This is a genomic window from Burkholderia sp. Ac-20349 (genome assembly GCF_017104865.1).
Taxonomy (GTDB): Bacteria; Pseudomonadota; Gammaproteobacteria; order Burkholderiales; family Burkholderiaceae; genus Burkholderia; species Burkholderia aenigmatica.
In genome coordinates, this window is record NZ_JAAGPM010000011.1 from 1 (window position 1) to 11,318 (window position 11,318).

Sequence of the window (11,318 nt, forward strand, 5' to 3'; positions counted from 1 at the left end):
CATGGCCGCCATTGCCGTGACCACCGCCATCACCGTCGCCATGGCCGCCATTGCCGTGACCACCGCCATCACCGTCGCCATGGCCGCCATTGCCGTGACCACCGCCATCACCGTCGCCATGGCCGCCATTGCCGTGACCACCGCCATCACCGTCGCCATGGCCGCCGTTGCCGTGACCACCGCCGTCACCATCGCCACCACCGCCGTGGCCACCGTGTCCGCCGTGACCTCCACCGCCGGAGGTGCCGCCGCCGGAAGTGCCTCCGCCTGAAGTACCGCCACCGGAAGTGCCTCCGCCCGAAGTGCCGCCACCCGAAGTGCCTCCGCCCGAAGTGCCTCCGCCCGAAGTGCCTCCGCCCGAAGTGCCGCCACCCGAAGTGCCTCCGCCCGAAGTGCCGCCACCCGAAGTGCCTCCGCCCGAAGTGCCGCCACCGGAAGTGCCGCCACCGGAAGTGCCTCCGCCTGAAGTACCGCCACCGGAAGTGCCGCCACCGGAAGTGCCTCCGCCTGAAGTACCGCCACCGGAAGTGCCTCCGCCCGAAGTACCGCCACCGGAAGTGCCTCCGCCCGAAGTGCCGCCACCGGAAGTGCCTCCGCCCGAAGTACCGCCACCGGAAGTACCGCCACCGGAAGTGCCTCCGCCCGAAGTACCGCCACCGGAAGTACCGCCACCGGAAGTGCCACCACCGGAAGTGCCACCACCGGAAGTGCCACCACCCGAAGAACCACCACCCGAAGAACCACCACCCGAAGAACCACCACCCGAACCCCCGGTGCCAGACGCATTCCCTCCGCGGCCCGAGCCACCCGAACCACTCGTACCGCCGGATGTTCCGCTCGTCGTTCCACCGACGCCAGCAGGTCCGACGGTACCGTTCCCGTTGTTGCCACTGCCGCTGCCATTGCCATTTCCGCTACCGGGGCTGCCGCCGCTGCCATTGCCATTGCCGCCGGCACGACCACCGGCGAAGACGTGCACCGCGCACGCAGCCGGATTGGCTGCGCAAGGCGAAGCGTCGTCGACCAGCGTCATGATGGCGTCCGCGTTGGCAACTGCATCGGCCGCGGAGTCCGGTGTCGCATCCTGCGCGACGGCATACGAGCAGCAACACGCGAACGCGGCTGCGGCGAACAAGGTTGCGCGATAGCGCCGTCCCGGCGTACGGAACGGTTGTTTCGTCTTGAGCATCATGGCCTCCCCATGCGCGCGATGCCTCGTCGCCGCGCGGCGATCTACGTGTGGTGCAGGGGGCCAGTAAAGGTTCGTAGTCCTGTCGGCAGCCGATCGCTTTCGGGCGGGCGCTGGACGCCAGCCGAGATCGCGGAACGGCATGCGGGCCCGCCGTGCAGAATCCCTATCTGCGAGATTCGTGCCACCGGCCGCTTACGCCCGTCGCACAAGGCGCACGCAGGCGCGCGACGGCGCATGCAACGTTTTTGGGGGGAATTTTGTTTCCGGAATGAAACGTCTGAGCTAAGTTCAGCGCGCCGGCGCGTCGGCCGCGCGCTGCCAGCGGTGGAACAGGATCGACGCGATCCAGCAGACGAGAAACAGCGCGACGATGCCATAGCCGATCGTGCCGAAGCGGTCGCCGACCGCGTCGAGCGCATCGCGCACCGGGCCCGTCAGCGACAGCTTGTCCGCGAGCAGGCCGGCGGCCTCGATCCCGCCGATCGCGATCGCGACGGCCGCCGACACGAACGTGATGCTCGCGTTGTAGAGCAGCTTGCGCTGCGGATCGTCCATCGCCCAGCCATACGCATGAATCATCAGCACGTTGTCGGTTGAATCGATCAGCGTCATGCCGGCCGTGAACAGCGCGGGAAACAGCATCACCGTATAGACCGGCAGCCCCTGGCTCGCCTGCGCGGCCGCGATCGCGAGCAGGCCGATTTCGGTTGCAGTATCGAAACCCAGCCCGAACAGCACGCCGACCGGATACATGTGCCAGCTTTTCGACACGAACCGGAACAGCGGACGCAGCAGCCGGGACACGAGCCCGGCAGGACGGTGCACATGCGTGGCATCGTGCGTGTGCCCGTGCCCGTGCGTGCCGCGATAGCGCCGCCACAGATCGCGCAGGATCACCAGGTTCACGCACGCGAGCACGAGCAGGAAGGTGGCTGACACCGCCGTGCCGATCGTGCCGCCGATCTCGCGGAACGCATCGAACCGGTCGCGCAGCGCGAACGCGGTGAGCGCGATGCCGAGCGTCGCGGCGATCACGATCGTCGAATGGCCGAGCGAGAAGAACAGGCCGACGCTCACCGGGCGCTGGCCGTCCTGCATCAGCTTGCGCGTCGCGACGTCGATCGCCGCGATATGGTCGGCATCGACCGCATGGCGCAAGCCGAGCCCATACGCGATCGCGGCGGTGCCGAGCAGCAGCGGATGATCGTGCAGCACCGCGAGCGCCCACAGCCAGACAGCGGCATTCGCGGCGATCAGGCCGGCATAGAGGATCAGCAGGCGGCGCAGGGCAGGGGTGGACGGCATCGGGACGGTTCCATCTGACGAATCGCGATGCATTGTGTCACGCGAAAAAATTGCCGGGCGTGCCGATCAAAAAGCCGTGCACCGTGCGCAGCGGACGAAAAAAAGCCCGTCCGGAACCGGACGGGCCTTGCCTGCATGCGACAGCGCGCGAGCGCGCTGCGCTTACTTCACTCTCGCGCTGATCACGCCTTCCGATACGTTGGCCGGCGTTTCCGCGTACTGCTTGAACTCCATCGTGTAGGTCGCGCGGCCCTGCGTGGCCGAGCGCAGCGACGTCGAATAGCCGAACATTTCCGCAAGCGGCACTTCGGCGCGCACGAGCTTGCCGCCGCCACCCGCGATGTCTTCCATCCCCTGCACGATGCCGCGCCGGCTCGACAGGTCGCCCATCACGTTGCCCATGAATTCCTCGGGCGTCTCGACCTCGACGGCCATCATCGGCTCGAGCAGCACGGGCTTCGCCTTGCGCATCGCTTCCTTGAACGCCATCGAGCCGGCCATCCGGAACGCGTTTTCGTTCGAGTCGACGTCGTGGTACGAGCCGAACGTCAGGTGCACCTTCACGTCGACGACCGGGTAGCCCGCGAGCACGCCGCTCTTCAGCGTCTCGGTGATGCCCTTGTCGACGGCCGGGATGAATTCGCGCGGAATCACGCCGCCCTTGATCTCGTCGAGGAACTCGTAGCCCTTGCCCGGGTTCGGTTCGAGCGTGATCACCGCGTGGCCGTACTGGCCGCGGCCACCCGACTGCTTGACGAACTTGCCTTCGACGTCGGACGCCGTGGTGCGCACCGTCTCGCGATACGCGACCTGCGGCTTGCCGACCGTCGCTTCGACGCCGAATTCGCGTTTCATCCGGTCGACCAGGATTTCGAGGTGGAGCTCGCCCATCCCCGAAATGATCGTCTGGCCGGATTCTTCGTCGGTCTGCACGCGGAACGACGGATCTTCCTGCGCGAGGCGGTTCAGCGCGAGGCCCATCTTTTCCTGGTCGGCCTTCGTCTTCGGCTCGACCGCCTGCGAGATCACCGGCTCCGGGAACTCCATCTTCTCGAGGATGATCGGCTTGGCCGGATCACACAGCGTGTCGCCGGTGGTCGCTTCCTTCAGGCCGACGGCCGCCGCGATGTCGCCCGCGCGCACTTCCTTGATCTCCTTGCGCTCGTTCGCGTGCATCTGCAGGATCCGGCCGAGCCGTTCCTTCTTGTCCTTGGTCGCGTTGAGCACCGTGTCGCCCGATTCGACGACACCCGAATACACACGGAAGAAGATCAGCTGGCCGACGAACGGGTCGGTCATGATCTTGAACGCGAGCGACGAGAACGGCTCGTCATCGCTCGGATGACGTTCCGCCGGCTTTTCCGGATCGGCGAAGTCGTGGCCGAGGATGGCCGGCACGTCGACCGGCGACGGCAGGTAGTCGATCACTGCGTCGAGCATCGCCTGCACGCCCTTGTTCTTGAACGCGCTGCCGCACAGCATCGGCACGATCTCGTTCGCGATCGTGCGCTTGCGCAGCGCGGCCTTGATTTCGTCCTCGGTCAGCGATTCATGGTCGTGCAGGTACTTCTCGAGCAGTTCCTCGCTCGCTTCCGCCGCGGCCTCGACCATCTTCTCGCGCCATTCGTGCGCAAGCTCGACCAGGTTCGCGGGGATGTCCTCGTACGCGAACTTCACGCCCTGGCTTTCGTCGTCCCACACGATCGCCTTCATCTTCACGAGATCGACGACGCCCTGGAAATGATCTTCCGCGCCGATCGGAATCTGGATCGGCACGGCGACGCCTTTCAGGCGCTCGCCGATCTGCCGCTGCACGCGGAAGAAATCGGCGCCGATGCGGTCCATCTTGTTGACGAACGCGATGCGCGGCACCTTGTACTTGTTGGCCTGGCGCCAGACGGTTTCAGACTGCGGCTGCACGCCGCCGACCGAGTCGTAGACCATGCACGCGCCGTCGAGCACGCGCATCGAGCGCTCGACTTCGATCGTGAAGTCGACGTGCCCGGGCGTGTCGATGATGTTGATCCGGTGCTCCGGATAATTGCCGGCCATGCCCTTCCAGAAGGCCGTGGTCGCCGCCGACGTGATCGTGATGCCGCGTTCCTGCTCCTGCTCCATCCAGTCCATCGTGGCCGCGCCGTCGTGCACTTCACCGATCTTGTGGCTCACGCCGGTGTAAAACAGGATGCGTTCGGTCGTCGTGGTTTTGCCGGCATCGATGTGAGCGCTGATCCCGATATTGCGATAGCGCTCGATGGGGGTTTTGCGGGGCACGTGAACCTCCTTAGGTTCGGATCGTAAGCGGGCCGGCGGGGCCGGCCCGGGCTGGACTAGCGAGACTTAAAGCATAGCGCTTGCGCGTGGCTTTTGCAGATGCGGCCAGCACGGGCGGAATCAAGCCGGGTGCCACTGCCGGCGGGCGAAAAAAAAGCCGGCGCGCAACGGGCGGCCGGCTTCGGTCGATGCGCGGCGCGACGCCGCGGCAATGGCCGTTACTGGGCCTTCGGCAGCCCTTCGAGCTTCATGCCGGGCTTGATGCCCTTCGCTGCGAACCAGCCCTTGCTCATTTCGAGCGCGTAGACGCCGTTGTTGCGCGGGCAGTGGTTGTCGGTCGTCTCGGCCTTCATCTCGTCGATGTCGGTGATCGTGCCGTCCGCGCGGATGAACGCGATCGACAGCGGGATCAGCGTGTTCTTCATCCAGAAGCAGTGCACCGCGTTCTCGTTGAACACGAACAGCATGCCTTCGTTCGGCGCGAGCTGCGAACGGTACATCAGCCCCTGTTCGCGGTCGGGGTCGTTCGCGGCGACGGCCGCGTCGATCACGTACATGCCGGCGCGCAGCTTCACGCGCGGGAATTCGCTCGGCTGCTTGGCGCCAGGGGGCACTTGCGCGCTGGCGGCCTGCATGCCGAGCGCGAGGACGGCGAGCGCGGCGGGAAACACGGCGGCGCGCGCAAGGCGGCCGAGCGACGAGCGCAGGGAGAATTGCACAGCAAGGCTCCTATCTGGAAAACGAGACCCGCATGGTACGCGATGCGCACCGGCGGGCACACAAAAGAAAAAGGCAGATCGCCTTGCGGTGATCTGCCTTTCAACGCCGTAAGAACGGCAAGACTGCGTGTTCTTGACTGCGTTATTACAGCAAGCTTACTTAGTTCGAAGCAGCTGCCGGTGCTGCTGCGTCGCTTGCTGCAGCCTTCTTCGATGCCTTGTGGTGCTTCTTAGCTGCGTGGTGCTTCTTAGCAGCGTGCTTAGCCGGTGCCGAAGCAGCTTCAGCAGCTGCCGGAGCAGCTTCCGGAGCCGATGCTTGTGCGAAAGCAGCCGTTGCGAAGAGGCCAGCGACCAGAGCGGCGATCAGTTTGTTCATGTTGTGTTCCTCAGCTTTAGTTAATTAACCAAATGACCCGGCAATAGGAGTCATGTCGTCTAACGGTGCCATCCACCTTTCGGTTGACAGACGCTTCGAGAAATTTCTCATTGCGCTGCGGGCGCCGAATCGTATTCGATTAAAACGTCGCTTTCGTGACGCAAACACGGGTTCGGCTGCCAATGCCGGATAGCTAAGGTTGGCATCTGCGTGGTTTAACGCGCGATCTTCGCAGGCGGTTGACGAAAAAGATGACGAAAAATTCGCCCGTCGCGAATTCGTCATCCGGCGGGCGCGAAACCGTCCCACGGCGCGCGCGGCGGCAGCGCGATTGTTTCTCCCGGTGCAATGCCGAGCGCGAATATATCCAGCGCTCCGACGCCGACGCGCACCAGGCGCAACGTCGGGAAGCCGACGGCCGCCGTCATCCGGCGCACCTGCCGGTTCTTGCCTTCGGTGATCGCCAGCTCGATCCACGTCGTCGGGATCGCGGCGCGGTAGCGGATCGGCGGGTTGCGCGGCCACAGCGTGTCGGGCGGTTCGATGAATTCGGCGCGGCATGGGCGCGTCACGTAGTCGCCGAGGTCGACGCCGCGCGCGAGCGCCTTCAGGTCGGCGGGGCCGGGCGCACCCTCGACCTGTGCCCAGTAGCGCTTGACGAGCTTGTGGCGCGGTTCGGCGATGCGCGCCTGCAGCGCGCCGTCGTCGGTGAGCAGCAGCAAGCCCTCGCTGTCCGCGTCCAGCCGGCCGGCCGCGTAGACGCCGGGCGTTTTTACCCAGTCGCCGAGCGACGGGCGCGTCTCGTGCGCGGAAAACTGGCAAATCGTGCCGAACGGCTTGTTGAGGGCGATCAGGTTCATGGCGGGGCGTCCGCCCGGCGGGCCGCGGGAAGCGGGGGCGGGCGGTCTATGGCAAATGGCGGAATCTTAATGCATAATACGGAACGGCAAGTCCTCTGTCTTATATAAGACATAAGTGGGGTCTTGATACGCAGTGCCGCGCTTCATGCCGAAGTGCCCGGTTGGGGCGCTAGAATAGCGGCTCGCTGTTGCCGTCACGGGGTGGCCATGCCGCGCCCCCGCCGCGCGCGCAGCTTCGACCAGCATCACCTGCTCAGCCACGTCACTGGAGTCGATCATGCCGTATCAGCACATCAAGGTTCCGGAAGGCGGTGACAAGATCACCGTCAACAAGGACTTCTCGCTCAACGTTTCCGATCAGCCGATCATTCCCTATATCGAAGGCGACGGTACGGGCTTCGATATCACGCCGGTCATGATCAAGGTCGTCGACGCGGCGGTCGCGCATGCCTACAAGGGCAAGCGCAAGATCCACTGGATGGAGATCTTCGCGGGCGAGAAGGCGACGAAGGTGTACGGCCCGGACGTGTGGCTCCCGGACGAAACGCTGCAGGTGCTCAAGGAATACGTGGTGTCGATCAAGGGGCCGCTCACGACCCCGGTCGGCGGCGGCATCCGGTCGCTGAACGTCGCGCTGCGCCAGGAACTCGACCTGTACGTGTGCCTGCGCCCGGTGCAGTACTTCAAGGGCGTGCCGTCGCCGGTGCGCGAGCCGCAAAAGATCGACATGGTGATCTTCCGCGAGAACTCGGAAGACATCTACGCAGGCATCGAATGGGCCGCGGGCTCCGAGCAGGCGAAGAAGGTGATCAAGTTCCTGCAGGACGAGATGGGCGTGAAGAAGATCCGCTTCCCGGAAACCTCGGGGATCGGCGTCAAGCCCGTGTCGACCGAAGGCACCGAGCGTCTCGTGCGCAAGGCGATCCAGTACGCGATCGACAACGATCGCAAGTCGGTCACGCTGGTGCACAAGGGCAACATCATGAAGTTCACGGAAGGCCTGTTCCGTGATGCCGGCTACGCGCTCGCGCAGAAGGAATTCGGCGGCGAGCTGATCGACGGCGGCCCGTGGATGCGTGTGAAGAACCCGAAGACGGGCAACGAGATCGTGATCAAGGATTCGATCGCCGATGCGTTCCTGCAGCAGATCCTGCTGCGCCCGGCGGAATACGACGTGATCGCCACGCTGAACCTGAATGGCGACTACATCTCCGACGCGCTGGCCGCGCAGGTCGGCGGCATCGGGATCGCGCCGGGTGCGAACCTGTCGGATTCGGTTGCGATGTTCGAAGCGACCCACGGCACCGCGCCGAAGTACGCGGGCAAGGATTACGTGAACCCCGGTTCCGAGATCCTGTCGGCGGAAATGATGCTGCGCCACCTCGGCTGGACGGAAGCAGCCGACACGATCATCGCCGCGATGGAGAAGTCGATCCTGCAGAAGCGCGTCACATACGACTTCGCGCGCCTGATGGAAGGTGCGACGCAGGTGTCGTGCTCGGGCTTCGGTGAAGTGCTGATCGAGAACATGTAAGTCCCCTTCCGGGGTGGGCCGGCGCGTGTCCGGCCGCCCCGGCGCCTACTGCCGGCGCCGGAGCGTTTCGTGGATGGCAGGTTTGTTGGCAGGGCGGTCCGGCATGCGGGCCGCGGCGCCGCGATGCGGCCCGGAGCCCCTGCAAGGTAGAACATGACGGCCCTCGCAACACCACCGCCCGGCTGAGCCGGCGCGCCCCTTTCGCGACCGACCCGGTCGCTCCCCGCCGGTTACCCGCCGGCGCTCCCAGTCCAAATTTTCAAGTAGCAACGCATCGACCATGTCCACTTCGCCCAAGATCATCTACACCCTCACTGACGAAGCGCCCGCGCTCGCGACCTATTCGCTGCTGCCGATCGTCAAGGCCTTCACGCGCTCGTCCGGCGTCGCCGTCGAAACGCGCGACATCTCGCTCGCCGGCCGCATCATCGCGGCATTCGCAGACGTCCTGCCGCCCGAGCAGAAGGGTGCCGACGATCTGGCCGAACTGGGCCAGCTCACGCTGAAGCCGGAAGCGAACATCATCAAGCTGCCGAACATCAGCGCATCGGTGCCGCAGCTCAAGGCCGCGATCGCCGAACTGCAGGCGCAGGGCTACAAGCTGCCGGCCTATCCGGAAGATCCGTCGACGGACGAAGAGAAGGCGGTCAAGGCCCGCTACGACAAGATCAAGGGCAGCGCGGTGAACCCGGTGCTGCGCGAAGGCAACTCCGACCGCCGCGCGCCGCTGTCGGTCAAGAACTACGCACGCAAGCATCCGCACAAGATGGGCGCATGGAAGGCCACGTCGAAGGCGCACGTCGCGCACATGAGCGAAGGCGACTTCTACGGCAGCGAGAAGTCGGCGCTGATCGCCGATGCCGGCAGCGTGAAGATCGAACTCACGACGGCCGACGGCGCGAAGAAGGTGCTGAAGGAAAAGACGGCCGTGAAGGCCGGTGAAGTCATCGACGCATCGGTGATGAGCCGCAACGCGCTGCGCAGCTTCATCGAAGCGCAGATCGCCGATGCGAAGGCGCAGGACGTGCTGTTCTCGGTGCACCTGAAGGCGACCATGATGAAGGTCTCCGATCCGGTCCTGTTCGGTCATTTCGTGTCGGTGTTCTACCGCGACGCGCTCGCGAAGCACGCTGACGTGCTGGCGCAGGCCGGCTTCAACCCGAACAACGGCATCGGCGACCTGTACGCGCGCCTGAAGGACCTGCCGGCCGACACGCGCGAAGCGATCGAAGCCGACATCAAGGCCGAATACGCCGTGCGCCCGCGCCTCGCGATGGTCAACTCCGACAAGGGCATCACGAACCTGCACGTGCCGAGCGACGTGATCGTCGACGCGTCGATGCCGGCGATGATCCGCGATTCGGGCGGCATGTGGGGCCCGGACGGCCAACTGTACGACGCGAAGGCCGTGATTCCGGATCGTTGCTACGCGGGTGTCTACCAGGCCGTGATCGAGGATTGCAAGCAGCACGGCGCGTTCGATCCGGTCACGATGGGCAGCGTGCCGAACGTCGGCCTGATGGCGCAGGCGGCTGAAGAATACGGTTCGCACGACAAGACGTTCCAGATCCCGGCGGACGGCGTCGTGCGCGTCACCGACGAAGCGGGCAACGTGCTGCTCGAGCATGCGGTGGAAGCGGGCGACATCTGGCGCATGTGCCAGACGAAGGACGCACCGGTGCAGGACTGGGTCAAGCTCGCGGTGAACCGCGCGCGCGCGACCGGCGCACCGGCCGTGTTCTGGCTCGATCCGGCTCGCGCACACGACGCGCAGATCATCGCGAAGGTCGAGCGTTACCTGAAGGATCACGACACGAACGGCCTCGACATCCGCGTGATGACGCCGGTCGACGCGACGCGTTTCTCGCTCGATCGCATCCGCGCGGGCAAGGACACGATCTCGGTCACCGGCAACGTGCTGCGCGACTACCTGACCGACCTGTTCCCGATCATGGAACTCGGCACCAGCGCGAAGATGCTGTCGATCGTGCCGCTGATGGCCGGCGGCGGGATGTTCGAAACGGGGGCGGGCGGCTCCGCGCCGAAGCACGTGCAGCAGTTCGTCGAGGAAGGCTTCCTGCGCTGGGATTCGCTCGGCGAATTCCTCGCGCTGGCCGCGTCGCTCGAGCACCTCGGCAACGCCTACCAGAACCCGAAGGCGGTCGTGCTCGCGAAGACGCTCGACCAGGCGACCGGCAAGTTCCTGGACGAGAACAAGTCGCCGGCGCGCAAGGTCGGCGGCCTCGACAACCGCGGCAGCCACTTCTACCTGTGCCTGTACTGGGCGCAGGCGCTGGCCGAGCAGAGCGACGACGCGGCGCTGAAGGCGCAGTTCGAAGGCGTGGCGAAGGCGCTGTCCGACAACGAAGCGCGCATCCTGGAAGAACTGGCGGCTGCGCAGGGCAACGCGCAGGCCATCGGCGGTTACTACCGTCCGAACGTCGACCTGACGAGCCAGGCCATGCGCCCGAGCGCGACGCTGAACGGCATCGTCGACGCGGTCGCCTGACGCGGGCCGCGCGATCGCGCGAGTCGATGCGTGTACCGGCGCGGTGGGCATTGCCGCCTGCCGCCCGTTACAAAAGGAAAACGCCCCGGACGCCCGGGGCGTTTTTCGTTGCAGGCTTGCCATTCAGACGTGAACGATTTCCCATTCGGCGATTTCGTGCGGCACTTCGAGCGTGGCCGTATCCAGTTCGGACGGTTGCTCGCAGTCGCCGCGGGAGATGTGGTCGGCTGCCACTTCGGGGCACGAGAACGCGCCGAGCAGGGCGTTGCCGAACGTCGCTTCCCAGCCGCCGTTACCCGGCAGGATGTAGAACGACCCGAGCGCTGAACCAAAGCGAAATCCCTTCATTTCCGTTCTCCCTTTCTGATCACAAGCGATTCTGTTGTGCCATCTGGTGGCCCGACTGGCTGCTTGCACCGGGTTCCGTATCGAACGTCGTGGCGAAGCGTCAGTGCATGGAACAAAGTCTACGTCCGGGACCCGATCGGATGGTGCATGTAGAACAGCTTCACTAAACAAAAATTCTCTTTTAAAAACAAATAATTATTT

At 65.2% G+C, this 11,318-nt stretch carries 9 protein-coding genes; 3 read left to right on the top strand and 6 right to left on the bottom strand.

Annotation, left to right across the window (positions count from 1 at the left end; translation table 11 throughout):
• A partial coding sequence (locus tag G3N61_RS40245) for a hypothetical protein (RefSeq protein ID WP_205821849.1) occupies nt 1-271 on the top strand: 271 nt, incomplete at its 5' end.
• A 1,209-nt stretch (nt 272-1,480) separates the two neighbouring features.
• Here G3N61_RS40245 and G3N61_RS05955 read toward each other — a convergent pair.
• The 5 genes from G3N61_RS05955 to G3N61_RS05975 all read right to left on the bottom strand — a co-directional run bounded on the left by G3N61_RS05955 (nt 1,481) and on the right by G3N61_RS05975 (nt 6,726).
• Complete coding sequence (locus G3N61_RS05955) at nt 1,481-2,497, bottom strand: HoxN/HupN/NixA family nickel/cobalt transporter (protein ID WP_179258722.1); 1,017 nt, start codon at nt 2,495-2,497, stop codon at nt 1,481-1,483.
• 162 nt (nt 2,498-2,659) lie between these two features.
• Nucleotides 2,660-4,771 carry an elongation factor G gene (gene fusA / locus G3N61_RS05960; RefSeq protein ID WP_043190027.1) on the bottom strand — a complete coding sequence of 704 codons (2,112 nt, stop codon included), beginning with the start codon at nt 4,769-4,771 and terminating at the stop codon, nt 2,660-2,662.
• Between the two features lie 218 nt (nt 4,772-4,989).
• Nucleotides 4,990-5,490, bottom strand: coding sequence for a DUF192 domain-containing protein (locus G3N61_RS05965; RefSeq protein WP_089451158.1), 501 nt, complete (start codon nt 5,488-5,490; stop codon nt 4,990-4,992).
• Nucleotides 5,491-5,650: 160 nt separating this feature from the next.
• Complete coding sequence (locus G3N61_RS05970) at nt 5,651-5,866, bottom strand: hypothetical protein (protein ID WP_011352970.1); 216 nt, start codon at nt 5,864-5,866, stop codon at nt 5,651-5,653.
• Between the two features lie 281 nt (nt 5,867-6,147).
• Complete coding sequence (locus tag G3N61_RS05975) at nt 6,148-6,726, bottom strand: pseudouridine synthase (protein ID WP_043190023.1); 579 nt, start codon at nt 6,724-6,726, stop codon at nt 6,148-6,150.
• A gap of 277 nt (nt 6,727-7,003) precedes the next feature.
• Between G3N61_RS05975 and icd the strand changes: the two genes are divergently transcribed.
• Nucleotides 7,004-8,260, top strand: coding sequence for an NADP-dependent isocitrate dehydrogenase (gene icd, locus G3N61_RS05980; protein ID WP_006478026.1), 1,257 nt, complete (start codon nt 7,004-7,006; stop codon nt 8,258-8,260).
• Nucleotides 8,261-8,540: 280 nt separating this feature from the next.
• Nucleotides 8,541-10,769, top strand: coding sequence for an NADP-dependent isocitrate dehydrogenase (locus G3N61_RS05985; RefSeq protein WP_043190020.1), 2,229 nt, complete (start codon nt 8,541-8,543; stop codon nt 10,767-10,769).
• A gap of 123 nt (nt 10,770-10,892) precedes the next feature.
• On the opposite strand, the gene G3N61_RS05990 is transcribed toward G3N61_RS05985, so the two are convergent.
• Nucleotides 10,893-11,117, bottom strand: coding sequence for a hypothetical protein (locus G3N61_RS05990; protein WP_043190017.1), 225 nt, complete (start codon nt 11,115-11,117; stop codon nt 10,893-10,895).
• Nucleotides 11,118-11,318 lie beyond the last annotated feature (201 nt).

What these genes read in the sequence shown, in the direction of transcription:
- G3N61_RS05955 (WP_179258722.1), bottom strand. Translation starts at nt 2,497, where the DNA reads ATGCCGTCCACCCCTGCCCTGCGCCGCCTGCTGATCCTCTATGCCGGC.
- G3N61_RS05970 (WP_011352970.1), bottom strand. Translation starts at nt 5,866, where the DNA reads ATGAACAAACTGATCGCCGCTCTGGTCGCTGGCCTCTTCGCAACGGCT.
- G3N61_RS05975 (WP_043190023.1), bottom strand. Translation starts at nt 6,726, where the DNA reads ATGAACCTGATCGCCCTCAACAAGCCGTTCGGCACGATTTGCCAGTTT.
- icd (WP_006478026.1), top strand. Translation starts at nt 7,004, where the DNA reads ATGCCGTATCAGCACATCAAGGTTCCGGAAGGCGGTGACAAGATCACC.
- G3N61_RS05985 (WP_043190020.1), top strand. Translation starts at nt 8,541, where the DNA reads ATGTCCACTTCGCCCAAGATCATCTACACCCTCACTGACGAAGCGCCC.
- G3N61_RS05990 (WP_043190017.1), bottom strand. Translation starts at nt 11,117, where the DNA reads ATGAAGGGATTTCGCTTTGGTTCAGCGCTCGGGTCGTTCTACATCCTG.